The organism is Paraburkholderia ribeironis (assembly GCF_900019265.1).
In the GTDB taxonomy this organism is placed as follows: Bacteria; Pseudomonadota; Gammaproteobacteria; order Burkholderiales; family Burkholderiaceae; genus Paraburkholderia; species Paraburkholderia ribeironis.
In genome coordinates, this window is sequence record NZ_CYGX02000034.1 from 134,243 (window position 1) to 152,058 (window position 17,816).

Consider the following 17,816-nt stretch of genomic DNA (forward strand, 5'->3'; position numbering starts at 1 on the left):
TGCATGGGACGAGAGTAAGCGCTGAAGCGCTAACTTTCGTCGACAGGAGTCGACACTTATGGCAACCATTAAAGTAGACGTCGTCAGCGCGGAAGAGGAGATCTTCTCGGGCCAGGCGAAGTTCGTCGCGCTGCCGGGCGAGGCGGGTGAACTCGGCATTCTGCCGGGCCACACGCCGCTGATCACGCGGATTCGTCCGGGTGCGGTGCGTATCGAAGCTGAAAACGGCGAAGAAGAGTTTGTGTTCGTCGCCGGCGGCATCCTCGAAATCCAGCCGGGCGCTGTGACGGTTCTCGCCGACACCGCGATCCGCGGCAAGGATCTCGATGAAGCCAAGGCAGAAGATGCACGCAAGCGTGCAGAAGAAGCGCTGCAAAACACGGGTTCGAACCTCGAATACGCGACCGCTCAGGCGGAACTCGCCTATGCGACGGCTCAACTCGCTGCGATCCAGCGCCTGCGCAGGCTGCGCGGTCAGCACTAGGCAATATGTATCAGAGAAAAAAGCAGCCCTCGCGGCTGCTTTTTTTTGATCAGTAGTTGACGTTTACGGAAAGGTAAGCAAAATCCATAGGGCCGCAGCGATATGTGGCCACCCGCCGCGCTCAATGTGACCCGCTGCGGGTAACACTTGATGCCGTACGGACACATGCCGGTGGCACAATCGATTTCAAATTCATTTCAATAGGGCGAGCTTCCGCTCACGGAGACAACACCATGGCAACGCAAATGTCGGGCGAAGGTGCACTCATCGAACCCAAAGACGACCTGTCGTATGTGCGCGGGCCGACCGAAATCCCGTTGAGTGAAGCAACGGTCGGCCAGTTCTTGCGTGACACCGCTGAGCGCTTTGCCGATCGCCCGGCCGTGGTGTTTCGCGAGCAGCGCATCCGGTGGACGTGGAAGGAGTTTGCGCAAGAAGTGGACGTGCTGGCGTCCGGCCTCCTCACGCTCGGCATTGCGAAGGGCGACCGCGTCGGTATCTGGTCGCCGAACCGGATGGAGTGGGTGCTCACGCAGTTCGCTACCGCGCGGATCGGCGCCGTGCTCGTCAATATCAATCCGGCCTACCGGCTCGCGGAGCTCGAATACGCGTTAAACAAGGTCGGCTGCAAGGCGATCATAGCGGCCGAGCGTTTCAAGACGTCGATGTACCTCGAAATGCTGCAGCAACTCGCGCCCGAGCTGGCCACGCAGGCGCCAGGCGAGCTTCAGGCGACAAGGCTGCCCGAGTTGCGTTACGTGATCCGCATGTGCGATACCGAGACGCCCGGCATGATGAGCTTCGCCGACCTGATCGAGCAGGGGCGCGCGACGCTCGATCTCACGCAGCTTGACGCCATCGGCGCTACGCTGTCATGCCACGAGCCGATCAATATCCAGTTCACCAGCGGCACGACCGGCAATCCGAAGGGCGCGACGCTGACCCACAGCAACGTGGTCAACAACGCGCGCTATATCGCAATGGCGATGCGGTTGACCGAACAGGACGCCATGTGCATCCCGGTCCCGCTGTACCACTGCTTTGGGATGGTGCTCTCGGTGCTGGCGTGCGTGTCGGTCGGCGCGAATATGGTATTCCCGGGCGAGGGCTTTGACCCGGCCGCGACCCTCGCCGCGGTTGCTGAAGAGCGATGCACCGCATTGCAAGGCGTTCCCACCATGTTCATCGCCGAGCTCGATCATCCGGATTTTTCCACTTACGACTTCTCACACCTGCGCACCGGCATCATGGCGGGCTCGCCGTGCCCGATAGAGACGATGAAGAAGGTCGTCTCGAAGATGCATCTGAGCGAGATCACGATTGCGTACGGCATGACGGAAACCAGTCCTGTGTCGTTCCAGAGTTCGACGACCGACCCGCTCGACAAGCGCACCACGACGGTGGGCCGAATCCAGCCGCATCTGGAAGTGAAGATCGTCGACCCGCTCGGCGAGATCGTGCCGGTGGGCCAAACCGGCGAGCTATGCACGCGAGGCTACTCCGTGATGCAGGGCTATTGGGGCGATGAGGCGAAGACGCGCGAAAGCATTGTCGACGGCTGGATGCACACCGGCGATCTGGCGACTGTCGATGCCGAGGGTTACTGCAATATCGTCGGCCGGCTGAAGGACATGCTGATTCGCGGCGGCGAAAACATCTATCCGCGTGAGATCGAAGAATTTCTGTTTCGTCACCCGAAAATCCAGAGCGTGCAGGTGTTCGGCGTGCCCGACGCGAAATACGGCGAGGAAGTCTGCGCGTGGGTCGTGCTGCGCGCCGGCGAACAGGCGACAGCTGAAGAAATCCAACAGTTCTGCCAAGGGCAGATCGCGCACTACAAGGTGCCCAAATACATTCGTTTCGTCGACGAACTGCCCATGACGGTGACCGGCAAGGTGCAGAAATTCGTCATGCGCGAACAGATGATCGGCGAACTGCGGCTACAGGAAAGCAAAACGGCGTGAGATCGCTGCGCGGGCCGTGCTGGCAAAGACCTGGCAGCACGGCGTGAATGAGGAAGGCAAAGACCGTTTGCCGCGATGATTCGTTTGCAAGCAGCGAATGTTGCTCAACGGGCAGGTTCCCGCACTGCGCAAACGTTTGACAAGACGAAAAAAAAGCGGGCCTGGAGCCCGCTAAAAACCACACGCTACGGGGTTAGCGCGAGGAGACCAAAGTTGGAACCGATCGGGACGACGACCCGGCGTCGACCACGGCCCCAGCAAGGATGCCCCTTCTCAGGGCTTCGGCATACGCCGATCGGCAAGTGCATCGTATCCGCTCACACCACGCACCCGGCCACATCCGTGTTGAAACCGTTAGGGCATTGTGGGCGAATTACTCTAGCCGCGCGGTAACAAAGTGTTTCAGGTTGTAACGCCCGCCAGCTAAGGCATTCAGGCATTTATTGCCACGCTAAAGCGTTTAAAACGCAATTTTTACCGATGACTTGGCTGCAATTTTGAACGCATGATTAATGCCATTCGTGACGCATGTTGCGACATATTCCGTTGAGTCAATTCTGCATGAAATAGTTGCATATGCATCCTTCCTTGAAGAATCTCCCTTGTTACAGGAGTTTTTTGAGATGACGAGATTTTGTTTGCCGCGATGCGGTTGGCGTTCTTCTTCCAGCACCAACCGTCGGCTGAGTAGCATCGCAAATGGGGGCGATTCGTTGTGCCTGGATTCGCAGCGTCAATCAGGTTTCGCTTAAAACTGGCGCGCTCGGTTACATGATCGTCGTCGAAATGAGAATCTGTTGACGTGTGGAGACCGCCTGCATCGGAAAACAGGCGGCCGAACGCAGCCGCTTTATTTCAGCCACTTATCGGAGATGGCCTGATACTCGCCAGTCGCCCGTGCGAGATGCAGCCATTGATCGACATATTGCTGGAATGCCACATCGCCGCGCGGCAGCAGCCACGCCTTCTCGCCATACTGGAATGGCTTGTCCGGATGCACGGAGCAAAGTCCCGGATTCAGCTTTTGCTGCAATAGGGTTTCGGATGCGTCAGTCACCATCACGTCCGCTTTCCCAGCGAGGATCTGCTTGAAAATGGTCACGTTGTCCGGATAAACGGTCACGCTGGCATGGGGGAAATACTGTTTGGCGAACCGTTCGTTGGTGCCGCCCGGATTGACGATCACCCGCGTGGTGGGCTGATCGATCTGCGCGACGGTTTGATATTTGTTCACGTCGTCGCATCGAACGATCGGCGTTTTGCCGTCGATCATATAAGCCTGCGTGAAGAAGGCGCGCTTTTGCCGTTCGAGTGTCGGCGACACGCCACCGACGCCAATATCGCATTTTGCGACGAAGTCATTCATCAAATTCGGCCATGACGTTTTGACGAACTCCGCCTTGACGCCTAGTGACTTGGCCAGCGATTCCGTCATGTCGATATCAATGCCTTCAAACTGGCCGTCCTCCTTGTAGAACGAATAGGGCTTGTAGTCGCCGGTCGTGCAGGCGCGCAGCGTGCCGCGGCTGAGAATTTCGTCGAGCCGGGACGGCGCGGCGGCAGCGTTGGTTTGCGCACCGGCCACGCCTGCATGCATCAAAATACCAGCGAGCGCGCCGAGCATTGCGAGGGCTGCCTTGTTCATCGAGTGTCCTTGTTGTTGGCGTGTAGTGAATGGTGGGTCAGGCTGTCGGATAGTAGCCCGGCAATGCCGGGTTGAACATCGGCCGTTCAGCTAAGTCGCTGCGCCGCGGCCGGCCTGAAAAAAGCCACCGGCAACCCGTTCGCGCAATAGTTATTGACCGCATCAGGCGCGATCGAACAGCCGGGTCCGGTAAAATGCCCCTTTGCCCTCAGTCGTACCCAACGTGGCCCATAAACTCCTGAACGACACCTTCCTGCGCGCGCTGCTGCGCCAGCCTACCGACTACACGCCGATCTGGCTGATGCGGCAGGCGGGCCGCTACCTGCCGGAATACAACGCCACGCGAGCTCGCGCGGGCAGCTTCCTTGGTCTCGCGAAGAGCCCGGCGTTCGCGACCGAAGTCACGTTGCAGCCGCTCGAGCGCTACCCGCTCGACGCCGCGATTCTGTTCTCCGACATCCTGACCGTGCCCGACGCAATGGGTCTTGGCCTCGAGTTCGTCGCTGGCGAGGGGCCGACATTCGCACGCCCGGTGCGCACGGAAGACGACGTCACGCGCCTTGCAGTGCCGGACATCGACGCCACGCTGCGCTACGTGACCGACGCGGTGCGCGAAATCCGCAGCGCGCTCACGGATGCACAAGGCCACCAGCGCGTGCCGCTCATCGGCTTTTCGGGTAGCCCGTGGACATTGGCGTGCTACATGGTCGAAGGTGGCGGTTCGGCGGATTTCCGCATCGTCAAGTCGATGCTGTACGCGCGGCCGGACCTGATGCACCGCATTCTCGACATCAACGCGCGGTCGGTCGCGGCCTATCTGAACGCGCAGATCGAAGCCGGTGCGCAAGCCGTGATGATTTTTGACACATGGGGTGGGGCGCTGGCCGATGGCGTCTATCAGCGCTTCTCGCTGCATTACATTGAGCAGGTGGTAAGCCAGCTGAAGCGCGAACACGACGGCGCCCGGGTGCCGGTGATTACCTTCACGAAGGGCGGCGGACTGTGGCTCGACGAGATCGCGGAGATCGGCGTGGATGCTGTCGGCCTCGACTGGACCGTGAATCTGCGCGAGGCGCGCGAGCGCGTGGGGGACAAGGTCGCGCTCCAGGGCAATATCGATCCTTCGGTGCTGTTTGCGCCGCCGGCTTCGATTCGCACGGAAGCGCGAGCGGTGCTCGACAGCTTCGGCAATCATCCGGGCCACGTATTCAATCTCGGGCACGGCATTTCGCAGTTCACGCCACCGGAGCATGTCGCTGAACTCGTCGATGAAGTGCACCGTCACAGTCGCGCGATTCGCAGCGGGAGTCATGCACCGGCATGAAGTCGTAGTCCGTAATCGTTACCATTTTTTGTTGCGATGCAACCTGGCGGGCTCTCGGCCTAGGGGAAAGTCCGCAGTACATAGCCCGTCAAATGGCGGTCTTGTGAAAGTCAAGACTTGACTTATGCACATTCGCCACGCTGCGGCGCAATAGAGGCTTTCGTCGTGTCCGACCCCTTGCACAGTGTAGGTCCGCATGATCCGAGCCTTGTCTGGCAAGGGTTTCACGGCTTCCCGGAGAAATGTGCGGAACCCCACACAAGCCCGCTGGGACGCGGTTTCCGGCCCTTCGAAGCCAAGTTCTCAACAAAGTTATCCACAGGCGAGCGGATCGATTGCAATTCTTCAGCGGAATCTTGAACTTAGCGCCGACATTGAAGTTTCACTTTAACTTCGACGGACTCGCCACCGATTCAACGCGCATGGCGGTGCGACTTTGTGCCGCGTCAGTTCACCTCGTCCATACCGCCGCGTGAGCGAAGTGTTTGTCCGCGTCGCGCTGGACCATCCGCTGCCGAGCCTGTTCGACTACCGTTGCGACACGCCCGACGTCGCCGTGCCGGGCATGCTCGTCAGCGTGCCGTTTGGCAAGCGGCACGTGGTGGGGCTTGTCTGCGAAGTGACCGCTCACAGCGACGTGCCCGCCGAGCGCTTGCGATCGATCAGCGGCCTGTGCACCGCCTGTCCGCCGCTGTCGGCGCAGTGGCTGGGTTTGGCCGGGTTCGCCGCTGACTACTATCAACGCGGTCTCGGCGAAGTGGCGCTGCCCGCGCTCCCGCAAGCCCTGCGCGATGCGTCGCGCTGGCCGCGCCTGTTCGCACCGCAAGAGCGGTACAGCCTCACCTCCGAAGGCCGCGCGGCGTTGCCCGGCGCACTGCCGGCCCGCGCCAGTGCATTGAGAAAGCTGGCGCAGGCATTGACCGAAGCCGATTTCCTGCTGGCCGCCGATGCCCGCGCGCTTCATCCCAAAGCGCTGGCGAACCTGGAAGCGTGGCAAGCGGCGGGTTGGGTTGCGCTGGACGTCGTCGAAGCCGCCGCGGTGCCCGGCGCGCCCATGTCGCCGGACGCGCTCGCCCCCACGCTGCCCAAACTCACCGACGAGCAGGCGAGCGCCGTCGAGGCGATCCGCGACGCGGACGGGTTTACGCCGTTCCTGCTGCACGGTGTGACGGGCAGCGGCAAGACCGAGGTGTATCTGCGCGCGCTCGCCGAAATCCTGGCCGCCAAGCCCGATGCGCAAGCGCTCGTCCTCGTGCCGGAAATCAACCTGACGCCGCAATTCGAGGCAGCCTTCCGAGCGCGCTTTGCCGCGCTGGACGGCACGTCGATCGTCACGCTCCACAGCGGCCTCGCGGAAGGCGAGCGCGCCCGCAACTGGTTCGCCGCGCATACTGGCCGCGCCCGCATCGTGCTGGGTACACGGCTCGCCGTGCTGGCGTCGCTGCCGAGTCTCGCGGTTATCGTGGTCGACGAGGAGCACGATCCGGCCTACAAGCAGCAGGAAGGTTTGCGCTATTCGGCGCGTGATCTGGCAATTTACCGTGCCAAGCAGCTGGATGTGCCGGCCGTGCTGGGTTCGGCCACGCCGTCGCTGGAAAGCTGGTGGCAGGCCGACCAGGGACGCTACAAACGGCTCACGCTGTCGCGTCGGGCGGTGGCCGATGCGGTGCTGCCGACCGTCAAGCTGATCGATCTGGAAGAAGAGCGCCGGCGCGGTAGGGCCTCGGTGGAAGGGTTGTCGGGGCCGTTGCTCGCCGCGTTGAAGGCGCGGCTCGAGCGCGGCGAGCAGAGCCTCGTCTTCCTGAATCGCCGCGGTTACGCGCCGCAACTCTCTTGCGATGCGTGCGGCTGGGTCGCCGGTTGTCCGCGCTGCAGCGCCTATGTGGTTCTGCACAAGCCCGAACGCGCCTTGCGCTGCCACCACTGCGGCTGGGAGTCGCGCATTCCGCGCTCCTGTCCGGAGTGTGGCAACGTCGACATCGCGCCGATGGGCCGCGGCACGCAACGCGTCGAAGAAACGCTGGCGCACGCCGTGCCCGGCGCCCGTGTGCTGCGTATCGACGCCGACAGCACCCGTCGCAAAGGCAGCGCGCAGGCGCTGTTCTCCGATGTCCACGCGGGCGACGTCGATATCCTGGTCGGCACGCAGATGATCGCCAAGGGCCACGACTTCCAGCGCGTGTCGCTGGTCGGCGTGCTGAACGCCGACACGGCGCTGTTTTCCCACGACTTCCGCGCGAGCGAGCGACTTTTCGCGCAGTTGATGCAGGTGAGCGGCCGGGCAGGGCGCGCAGGCTTGCCGGGCGAAGTGCTGGTGCAAACGCGCTATCCGCGCCATGCGCTTTATCACGCGCTGGGTCGCCACGATTATGTTGGCTTTGCCAATTCCACGCTGACCGAGCGGCGCGACGCGCACTTGCCGCCGTTCGTCTATCAGGCCTTGCTGCGCGCCGAAGGCCGCACGCTCGAGGCCGCGCTCGCCTTCCTGCAACAGGCCGCCGCGGAATTGACCGGCATTGCGGCCGCGGAGCGCGTGACCGTCTACGACGCCGTGCCGTTGACCATCGTCAAGGTGATGCATGTGCATCGCGCGCAGTTGCTGATCGAAAGCGCGTCGCGAGCTGCATTGCAGGCCACGTTGCGCGCGTGGCAACCGCTGTTGCGCGGTCTGAAAGGCGTGCTGCGCTGGAGTCTGGAAGTCGATCCACTCGACATCTGACGCGCGTCGCCGGCTTCGTGCGCGTCGTTACTCCTTTCAGTCATATGCATAGAGCGAATGGTCGTTTCGGTTTGCGCCATCGCTCGCCTATATTCGCCGAATCGGCGCGTATCTACGCAAAACCCCAACAATCGCGCGCCGATCCACCTCAACTTCCTCGGGGCATTTGCGATGAGCGACACCAACCAGACCGTGCCGGGCGGCGCTGCGCCCGCACACCGCCACGGCGCGCATGGCGGCGGACTGTTACTGACTGAAGACTGGCTGGCCGTGTGGGTGGGTCTGCTGGTGATCGTGGTGGCTTGGGTGCTGTTCGCGTCGGGCAGTAGCATCAAGTGGCTGGCGGTCGCGCCGGCCAGGTGGTCGAGCGTCGGCCAGGTCGCGCACGACCTCGGCACGCATCTGCCGAACTATGTCGCGCTATTCATCGTGTTCGCGGTGCTGTTCGGCACGAGCCTCGCCCTGATGAAGCAGCGTGTCGGTGCTTTCCTCGCCGCGTTCCTGATTCTGTTCATCGCGTCGGCGCTGATCTTCACGCTGGGCGCGTGGGTCAACGCCGCGAAGTACAACCTGGAGCCGCCGCTGGTGGCGCTCGCGCTCGGACTGCTGATTTCGAACCTGTTTACCTTGCCGGAGTGGTTTGCGGCGGGCTTGCGCGTCGAGTTTTATATCAAGGTAGGGATCGTGCTGCTCGGCGCGACGCTGCCGTTCACGCTGCTGGTGTGGGCCGGACCGGTGGCCGTCGCTCAGGCGACCATTGTGTCGCTCGTGACCTTCTTCGTGATCTTCTTTGCCGCCAGGGCGTTTGGACTTGACCGCCGCTTTGCCGCCGTGCTCGGTGTCGGTGGCGCGGTATGCGGCGTGTCGGCGGCCATCGCGATTGCCGGTGCGGTGCGGGCCAAACGCGAACAGGCATCGGTGGCGATCACGCTGGTGGTGCTGTGGGCGATCGTGATGATCTTCGTGTTGCCGTTCGCGTCGCGTTCACTGGGACTTTCGACGGCGGTCGCCGGCGCGTGGATCGGCACCTCCGAATTCGCCGACGCTGCCGGCATCGCGGCCGCGCAAGCCTTCGGCGACTTCGCGAAGCACGCGGGCGGTGCGATCGCCGGTGCACCGGAGGCTTCGCTGCAGGCATTCACGCTGATGAAGGTGGTCGGCCGCGATATCTGGATCGGCATCTGGGCCTTCGTACTGGCGATTGTCGCGACGACGCGCTGGGAGTCGCAGGATAGCGGTGTGCAGGCGAAGGCGAATGCCGGCGAGATCTGGGCGCGTTTTCCGAAATTTGTGATCGGCTTCGTCGTCGCGTCGGCGCTGGTGACCTGGATCGCCAGCCACTACTCGCTGGCCGACTACCGCAAGGTGGTCACGCCTGAGTTCGTCGCGCCGATCACGGTTCTGCGCACGTGGGCATTCACGTTCTGCTTCCTCAGCATCGGCCTGAGCACGCGCCTGCGCACGCTGACGGCGACTGGCCTGAAGCCGTTCCTTGCGTTCACGGCGGGCGTGGTGGTCAACGTCGGCGTTGGCTACGCGTTGTCCGCGCACGTGTTCGCGGCGTACTGGAATAGTCTGGGGTAGGGCTCGTGCCCCCTATGACACCCGTAAAACCCACTGCCGGCCGCCGCCTCTGGAGCACCACGGCGGCGCGCGACGCAGCTTGCGCGCCCTGCTGCGCCGGCTGCCGGCATCGCGCCGGCGATCGGCACGCGCTGGAGCAGAGCCTGCCGGGTCTCGCGGTATTCGGCTCTGGATTTGGCGCGAGCGTCGCGGATAGCCGGCTGTGTCGTCTGCACGACCAGCTCGTATCGCCGGGCGACGTCTGCGCGCAGTTCGAACCGATCGCGTCGCGCTGACGCGCACGTCGACCCCGCGTGCACACCGGGCACGCGGCGCTTGCTCGCGGTTTACGGCTCAAGGCTCATGGCTCAAGGCTCAAGGCTCAAGGCTCAAGGCTCAAGGCTCAAGGCTCAAGGCTCAAGGCTCAAGGCTCAAGGCTCGATTCCAGCCTACGCCGCAACCATCTCGCTCAGTCGTTCAATGCGGCCCGTGTGACATCGCCAGCCGATGCGCGCGATGCCACGCGTGGCCCTTCCTCGGCGGCCTCGCGCCTGTTTGAGCGGGCCGTCGCGCCGCGAATGAACAGGATCGCGCAGGCCGCGCACATCGCCCAGATGCCCAATACCACCAACCACTTTTCCATTTCACCGGTCCTCACAAACCCCATAACCCCGTATCGTTCTTTTGCGTGCCATAAGAGGCCGCTGCTTCCATGTCTCTTTAACGGCGCGCAGGGTCATTTAATAAGGCCGACGAAAAAAAGAATCACGCCAGGGAAAATACCGAGCGCAACCGCCGCCGCCGCGCCCACGCCCGTCGGCCGAAACTCCCCGTCCCACAAGGGTTCCATCAGGGTGCAACCATGCGTGCTGAATGGTTGCACCTTTTTATTGGGAGGCGTACGATTCGGCCAACTTTAGTCTTTCACCAAACATTCGTTTGGTATCCGAGAAGGAAACATGGCTAGCACCACCCTTGGCGTCAAGGTCGATGACCTCCTGCGTTCCCGGCTGAAAGATGCCGCCACCCGCCTTGAACGCACCCCGCACTGGCTGATCAAGCAGGCGATCTTCGCTTACCTCGAAAAAATCGAGCATGGCCAACTGCCGCCCGAGCTGTCGGGTGCGACGGGCACGGCCGATCTGGCCGACGGCGCCGCGCTCGAACACGAGGAAGAAGGTGCCTCCCACCCCTTCCTCGAATTCGCGCAGAACGTGCAACCGCAATCGGTGCTGCGCGCGGCAATCACCGCCGCTTACCGTCGTCCGGAGCCGGAGTGCGTGCCGTTCCTGCTGGGCCAGGCGCGCTTGCCGGCCAATCTGGCCGGTGACGTGCAGACGATGGCCGGCAAGCTGGTTGAAACACTGCGCTCGAAGAGCAAGGGCGGCGGCGTCGAAGGGCTGATTCACGAGTTCTCGCTGTCGAGCCAGGAAGGCGTCGCGCTGATGTGTCTCGCCGAAGCGCTGCTGCGCATTCCCGACCGCGCGACCCGCGACGCGCTGATCCGCGACAAGATCAGCAAGGGCGACTGGAAATCGCACGTCGGCCAGGCGCCGTCGCTGTTCGTCAACGCCGCGACCTGGGGCCTGATGATCACCGGCAAGCTGGTGACGACCAACAGCGAAACGGGTCTCTCGTCGGCGCTGACGCGGCTGATCGGTAAGGGCGGCGAGCCGCTGATCCGCAAGGGCGTGGATATGGCGATGCGCCTGATGGGCGAACAGTTCGTCACCGGCGAGAACATTTCCGAAGCGCTGGCCAACAGCCGCAAGTACGAAGCGCGCGGCTTCCGCTACTCGTACGACATGCTCGGCGAAGCGGCCACCACCGAAGCCGACGCGCAACGCTACTACGCGTCGTACGAACAGGCGATCCACGCGATCGGCAAGGCCGCCGGCGGCCGTGGCATCTACGAAGGCCCGGGCATCTCGATCAAGCTCTCGGCGCTGCATGCGCGCTACTCGCGTTCGCAGCATGAACGCACGATGAGCGAACTGCTGCCGCGCGTGCGCGCGCTCGCGATCCTCGCGCGCCGTTACGACATCGGCCTGAATATCGATGCCGAGGAAGCCGACCGCCTCGAAATCTCGCTCGATCTGCTCGAAGCGCTGTGCTTCGATCCGGAACTGGCTGGCTGGAACGGTATCGGTTTCGTGGTGCAGGCGTATCAGAAGCGTTGCCCGTTCGTGATCGAATACATCGTCGATCTGGCGCGGCGCAGCCGTCACCGCATCATGGTGCGCCTCGTCAAGGGCGCTTACTGGGACACCGAAATCAAGCGCGCGCAGATGGACGGCCTCGAAGGCTATCCGGTCTACACGCGCAAGATCTACACGGACGTGTCGTACCTCGCCTGCGCGAAGAAGCTGCTCGGCGCGCCCGACGCGGTCTATCCGCAGTTCGCCACGCACAACGCGCACACGCTGTCGGCGATTTATCACCTCGCTGGCAACAACTACTACCCCGGTCAGTACGAGTTCCAGTGCCTGCACGGCATGGGCGAGCCGCTGTACGAAGAGGTCACCGGCCGCGACAAGCTGAACCGGCCGTGCCGCGTCTACGCGCCGGTCGGCACGCATGAGACGCTGCTCGCCTACCTCGTGCGCCGTCTGCTGGAAAACGGTGCGAACACGTCGTTCGTGAATCGCATCGCCGATGAAAGCGTCGCGATCAACGACCTGATCGCCGACCCGGTCGACGAAGCGTCGAAGATCGTCCCGCTCGGCGCGCCGCACGCGAAGATTCCGCTGCCGCGCAATCTGTATGGCGCCGAGCGCCTCAACTCGATGGGTCTCGATCTGTCGAACGAGCATCGGCTGGCGTCGTTGTCGTCGGCGTTGCTGGCGAGCGCGCATCATCCGTGGCGCGCCGCGCCGATGCTCGAAGACAACGAGATCGCCGTGGGCGCCGCACGCGACGTGCGCAATCCGGCGGACCACCGCGACCTCGTCGGCGCCGTCGTCGACGCGACGCCGGAGCACGTGAGCGCCGCGCTTGCGCATGCGGTTGCCGCCGCGCCGATCTGGCAGGCCACACCGGTCGATGCGCGGGCCGATTGCCTCGCACGCGCCGCCGATCTACTCGAAGCGCAGATGCATACGCTGATGGGTCTGGTGGTGCGTGAAGCCGGCAAGTCGCTGGCGAACGCGGTGGCGGAAATTCGCGAAGCGATCGATTTCCTGCGCTACTACTCCACGCAGATTCGCAACGAGTTCTCGAACGACACGCATCGTCCGCTCGGGCCCGTGGTCTGTATCAGCCCGTGGAATTTCCCTCTGGCGATCTTCATGGGCCAGGTGGCGGCCGCGCTTGCCGCGGGCAACACCGTGCTGGCCAAGCCAGCCGAACAGACACCGCTGATCGCCGCGCAGGCCGTGCGGATTCTGCGCGAAGCCGGCGTGCCGGCGGGCGCGGTGCAACTGCTTCCGGGCGACGGTGAAACGGTGGGCGCCGCGCTGGTGGCCGATCCGCGCACCCGCGCGGTGATGTTCACCGGTTCGACGGAAGTCGCGCGTCTGATCAACAAGACGCTGTCGAGCCGCCTCGATCCTGAAGGCAAGCCGATTCCGCTGATCGCCGAAACCGGTGGCCAGAATGCGATGATCGTCGATTCGTCGGCGCTCGCCGAACAGGTGGTGGCGGACGTGCTGCAATCGTCATTCGACTCCGCCGGTCAACGGTGTTCCGCTTTGCGCGTTCTTTGTTTGCAGGACGATGTCGCGGACCGCACGCTGGAGATGCTAACCGGCGCGATGCGCGAACTGTCGGTCGGCAATCCGGATCGGCTGTCGATCGACGTCGGTCCGGTGATCGACCTCGACGCGAAACGCAGCATCGACACGCATGTCGCGGCGATGCGCGAGAAAGGCCGCAAGGTCGAGCAACTGCCGATACCGGAAGGCGCGGCCCAAGGTACATTCGTGCCGCCGACGCTGATCGAACTCGACAGCATCGACGAACTGAAGCGCGAAGTGTTCGGCCCGGTGCTGCACGTGGTGCGTTACCGTCGCAACCAGCTCGACAAGCTGCTCGAGCAGATCCGCGCGACCGGCTACGGACTCACGCTCGGCATCCATACGCGGATCGACGAAACGATCGCGCATGTGATTGGCCGCGCGCATGTCGGCAACATTTACGTGAACCGTAATGTGATTGGTGCGGTGGTTGGTGTGCAGCCGTTCGGCGGCGAAGGGCTGTCGGGCACGGGTCCCAAAGCGGGCGGCGCGCTGTACCTGCAGCGCCTGCTGGCCACGCGTCCGGCAGGTTTGCCGAAGTCGCTCGCGCAGTCCCTGGTGGCGGATGTACCGCAAGCCGCGGAAAACGGCGACAATCCGTCCGCCGCGTTGACCGCGTTGCGCGACTGGCTGATCGCCGAGCGTCAGCCGCAACTGGCCGCGCGCTGCGACGGGTATCTGTCGCATGTGCCGGCGGGCGCGACCGCCGTGTTGTCGGGGCCCACCGGCGAGCGCAATACCTACACGCTGGGCGCACGCGGCGCGGTGCTGTGTATCGCGTCGACGGCGAGCGGTGCGCGCGTGCAGTTGGCCGCCGCGCTGGCCACGGGCAATCGTGCGCTGTTCGAAGGCGCGGCCGGTGAACAATTGGTCTCGCGCTTGCCCGCATCGCTGAAGTCACATGCGAGCGTGAAGAAGAGCGCCGATGCGCCGTTCGATGCCGTGCTGTTCGAAGGCGACAGCGACGAACTGCTGGCGCTGGTGAAGGAAGTGGCGAAGCGCCCGGGACCGATCGTCTCGGTGCAAGGCGTCGCGGCTCGCGCGCTGGAAAGCGGCGACGAGGACTACGCGCTCGAGCGTCTGTTGACGGAACGCTCGGTCAGCGTGAATACCGCAGCAGCAGGCGGCAATGCAAATTTGATGACGATCGGCTGAGCGAACCTCATCCATCCCTCAAAAAACGGAAGCGGCACGGCGACCCCGAAAACCGCTTCATCTATACCTGGTACCAAGGAGAAGCTATGCAACACAAAATGAAACAGCTGGCAGGCGCAACGCTGGTTGCGGCAATGTCGCTGGCGGGGACGGCCAACGCTCAATCGACCGAAGACGTGAAGGTGGGTTTCGCCGGTCCGATGACGGGCGCGCAGGCTCACTATGGCAAGGACTTCCAGAACGGCATCACGCTGGCCGTGGAAGAGATGAACGCGAGCAAGCCGGTGATCGGCGGCAAGCCGGTCCGCTTCGTGCTGGATGCGGCCGACGACCAGGCTGACCCGCGCACCGGCACGACCGTCGCACAGAAGCTGGTGGACGACGGCATCAAGGGCATGCTCGGCCACTTCAATTCGGGCACGACGATTCCGGCTTCGCGCATCTACGCGAACGCGGGCATTCCGCAGATCGCCATGGCGACCGCGCCGGAATACACGCAGCAAGGCTTCAAGACCACATTCCGCATGATGACGTCCGACACGCAGCAAGGTTCGGTCGCCGGTGCGTTCGCGGTCAAGAACCTGGGCATGAAGAAGATCGCGATCGTCGACGACCGCACGGCCTATGGCCAGGGTCTGGCCGATCAGTTCGAGAAGGCGGCGAAGGCGGCGGGCGCGACGATCGTCGATCGTGAATACACGAACGACAAGGCCGTGGACTTCAAGTCGATCCTGACCAAGCTGAAGTCGGCGAACCCGGACCTGATCTACTACGGCGGCGCGGATTCGCAAGCGGCGCCGATGGTCAAGCAGATGAAGCAACTGGGCGTCAAGGCTCCGTTGATGGGCGGCGAAATGGTGCACACGCCGACCTTCATCAAGCTCGCGGGTGACGCGGCCAACGGCACGGTGGCATCGCTCGCCGGCCTGCCGCTGGAAGAAATGCCGGGCGGCAAGGACTACGTCGCGAAGTACAAGAAGCGTTTCAACGAAGACGTGCAAACGTACTCGCCGTACGCGTACGACGGCGCGATGGCGATGTTCACCGCGATGAAGAGCGCGAACTCGACCGATCCGGCCAAGTACCTGCCGGTGCTCGCGAAGACCTCGATGCCGGCGGTGACGTCGTCGAACCTCGCGTACGACAGCAAGGGCGACCTGAAGAACGGCGGCATCACGCTGTACAAGGTGGTCGACGGCAAGTGGACGACGCTGCAAAGCGTGGGCGGCAAGTAAGCGCGTCTTTCCGGCTTGCTTCGGCGTCAAAAAAACCCCGCTTCGGCGGGGTTTTTTTATGGCAAGGCGCGGCAACACGCGCCGTTCGAGCCCGCCTTACTCCCCGCGCAGCTTCCTGCCCTGCTCGCGAATCTGCTCCAGCGTCGCGCCCGGCGTGCTCGCTTCCTGCGGCAGGCGAATCTCGATCAGCGCCGCGCGTTGGGCGTTCATCGCACGTTGCAGCGCCGGCAGAAAATCCTCGGTGCGCTCCACCGTTTCTCCGTGCGCGCCGAACGACCGCGCGAACGCCGCGAAGTCTGGATTCGTGAGTCCGGTGCCATGCACACGGTTTGGATAATGCCGCTCCTGATGCATCCGGATCGTGCCGAAGTGGCTGTTGTTCACGACGATGAACAGCACGTGCAGGTCGTACTGCATCGCTGTTGCCAGCTCCGGCGCGGCCATCATGAAGCAGCCGTCGCCGGCCAGCGCGACGACCGCGCGGTGCGGATACAGCGACTTCGCCGCGATCGCCGCGGGCACGCCGTAGCCCATCGCGCCACTCGTCGGTGCGAGCTGCGACCGATAGTGACGATACGAGAAGTGGCGATGCAGCCACGTCGCGTAATTGCCTGCTCCGTTCGTGACGATCGCGTCTTCCGGCAGATGCGCGCGCAATTGCTGGATCACCTCGCCCATTTGCACGTCGCCGGGGATCGGCAGCGGTTTGCGCCACTCGAGATACGCGCGATGCGCGCTTTCAGCCGCACCAGCCCATGCCGGTTTGTCGGAGGGCGGCTGCAACGCGGCCAGCGACGCGGCCAGCTCGGGCATCCCGGAGACGATCGGCAGATCCGCGACATACACGCGGCCCAATTCTTCCGCGCCTTGATGCACATGCACCAGCGTTTGCTTCGTCTTCGGAATGTCGAGCAGCGTGTAGCCGTTGGTGGTCGCTTCGCCCAGGCGCGGGCCGAGTGCGAGTAGCAGGTCGGCGTCGCGGATGCGCTGCCCCAACGCGGGATTGATGCCGAGGCCGACGTCGCCCGCGTAATTTGGATGCTCGTTATCGAGCGTGTCCTGGAAGCGGAACGCGAGCGCGACCGGCAGTTGCCAGTTCTCGACGAAGCGCCGCAGATCCGCGCAGGCGGCCGGCGTCCAGCCGCTACCACCGGCGATCACCATGGGCCGTTGCGCGCCTTCGAGCAACTGGCGCAGCTTCTCGATCTGCGCGCCGGACGGCGACGCCGCCACGCGCTGATAGGGCGGCACGCCAGCGACGACGTCGCACGTTTCGCTCAACACATCTTCGGGCAACGACAACACGACCGGACCCGGCCGCCCGGCAGTCGCGGTGTGAAAGGCGTGGCTCAGATATTCGGGGATGCGTTTGGGGTCGTCGATCTGCGCGACCCACTTTGCCATCTGACCGAACATGCGCCGATAGTCGATCTCCTGGAACGCCTCGCGATCCAGATGCTCGCGCGCGCATTGGCCGATCAGCAGGATCATCGGCGTGGAGTCCTGAAATGCGGTATGTACACCGATCGACGCGTGCGTGGCACCCGGTCCGCGTGTGACCAGCGCGACGCCCGGGCGGCCAGTCAGTTTGCCGACTGCTTCGGCCATGTTCGCGGCCGCGGCTTCGTGGCGGCAGACGACGGTCTGGATGTGTTCAGTCTCGTCGCGCAGGGAGTCCAGCACAGCGAGAAAGCTCTCGCCAGGAACACAGAAAACGCGTTCGACACCGTGCGTCAGCAAGGCATCGACGATGAGGCGCGCGCCAGTGGTGCGAGCGGCGTTGGAATCTGAAACGGGAGCATTCGGCAGCGACATTGCGAAAGAGCCTCCAGGCAGTGCATGAGTGCGGTCGGATAGGGCCGTATCGGCGGATGCGTGAGACGTTGGCCGATGGGCGCTTCGACAGCTTACGCTGAGCGCGCGTTGGCTGTCATGGTGCAGCGCAACTGCGCCGGACACGAAGGGCGAACGCGCGAATGAAAACGCCAGTGAA

General features: G+C 63.6%; 11 protein-coding genes. 8 read left to right on the forward strand and 3 right to left on the reverse strand.

Going from position 1 to position 17,816, the window contains the following annotated elements; genetic code table 11:
• Window positions 1-58 precede the first annotated feature (58 nt).
• Together BN2475_RS16590 and BN2475_RS16595 are read left to right on the forward strand one after the other, a co-directional pair.
• Window positions 59-484 carry a F0F1 ATP synthase subunit epsilon gene (locus BN2475_RS16590; protein WP_094780584.1) on the forward strand — a complete coding sequence of 142 codons (426 nt, stop codon included), beginning with the start codon at window positions 59-61 and terminating at the stop codon, window positions 482-484.
• Window positions 485-717: 233 nt separating this feature from the next.
• Window positions 718-2,448, forward strand: a complete 1,731-nt coding sequence (locus BN2475_RS16595; protein ID WP_094780585.1) for an AMP-binding protein — start codon at window positions 718-720, stop codon at window positions 2,446-2,448.
• A gap of 850 nt (window positions 2,449-3,298) precedes the next feature.
• On the opposite strand, the gene BN2475_RS16605 is transcribed toward BN2475_RS16595, so the two are convergent.
• Window positions 3,299-4,093 (reverse strand): transporter substrate-binding domain-containing protein, encoded by a 795-nt coding sequence (locus tag BN2475_RS16605; protein WP_094780587.1) that lies wholly within the window; start codon window positions 4,091-4,093, stop codon window positions 3,299-3,301.
• A 223-nt stretch (window positions 4,094-4,316) separates the two neighbouring features.
• Here BN2475_RS16605 and hemE point away from each other — a divergent pair, with 223 nt between their 5' ends.
• The 4 genes from hemE to BN2475_RS16625 all read left to right on the forward strand — a co-directional run bounded on the left by hemE (window position 4,317) and on the right by BN2475_RS16625 (window position 9,995).
• Complete coding sequence (gene hemE / locus BN2475_RS16610; protein ID WP_094780588.1) at window positions 4,317-5,417, forward strand: uroporphyrinogen decarboxylase; 1,101 nt, start codon at window positions 4,317-4,319, stop codon at window positions 5,415-5,417.
• 472 nt (window positions 5,418-5,889) lie between these two features.
• Complete coding sequence (locus BN2475_RS16615; protein WP_174641961.1) at window positions 5,890-8,136, forward strand: primosomal protein N'; 2,247 nt, start codon at window positions 5,890-5,892, stop codon at window positions 8,134-8,136.
• Window positions 8,137-8,307: 171 nt separating this feature from the next.
• Entirely contained in the window at window positions 8,308-9,720 is a 1,413-nt protein-coding gene (locus tag BN2475_RS16620; protein WP_094780626.1) for a YeiH family protein, read from the forward strand.
• Window positions 9,721-9,734: 14 nt separating this feature from the next.
• Complete coding sequence (locus BN2475_RS16625; protein WP_094780589.1) at window positions 9,735-9,995, forward strand: hypothetical protein; 261 nt, start codon at window positions 9,735-9,737, stop codon at window positions 9,993-9,995.
• 173 nt (window positions 9,996-10,168) lie between these two features.
• Here BN2475_RS16625 and BN2475_RS34650 read toward each other — a convergent pair whose 3' ends face one another.
• Window positions 10,169-10,342: a hypothetical protein gene (locus BN2475_RS34650; protein WP_162844481.1), complete on the reverse strand. Its 174-nt coding sequence runs from the start codon at window positions 10,340-10,342 to the stop codon at window positions 10,169-10,171.
• Between the two features lie 316 nt (window positions 10,343-10,658).
• Here BN2475_RS34650 and putA point away from each other — a divergent pair, with 316 nt between their 5' ends.
• Both putA and BN2475_RS16635 read left to right on the forward strand, forming a co-directional pair.
• The gene (gene putA, locus BN2475_RS16630) at window positions 10,659-14,588 is read left to right on the forward strand and encodes a trifunctional transcriptional regulator/proline dehydrogenase/L-glutamate gamma-semialdehyde dehydrogenase (protein WP_094780590.1); all 3,930 of its coding nucleotides are present in this window, start codon (window positions 10,659-10,661) and stop codon (window positions 14,586-14,588) included.
• Window positions 14,589-14,674: 86 nt separating this feature from the next.
• Entirely contained in the window at window positions 14,675-15,823 is a 1,149-nt protein-coding gene (locus tag BN2475_RS16635; protein ID WP_094780591.1) for a branched-chain amino acid ABC transporter substrate-binding protein, read from the forward strand.
• A gap of 96 nt (window positions 15,824-15,919) precedes the next feature.
• Here BN2475_RS16635 and BN2475_RS16640 read toward each other — a convergent pair whose 3' ends face one another.
• Window positions 15,920-17,638, reverse strand: coding sequence for a thiamine pyrophosphate-binding protein (locus BN2475_RS16640; RefSeq protein ID WP_094780592.1), 1,719 nt, complete (start codon window positions 17,636-17,638; stop codon window positions 15,920-15,922).
• Window positions 17,639-17,816: the final 178 nt, after the last annotated feature.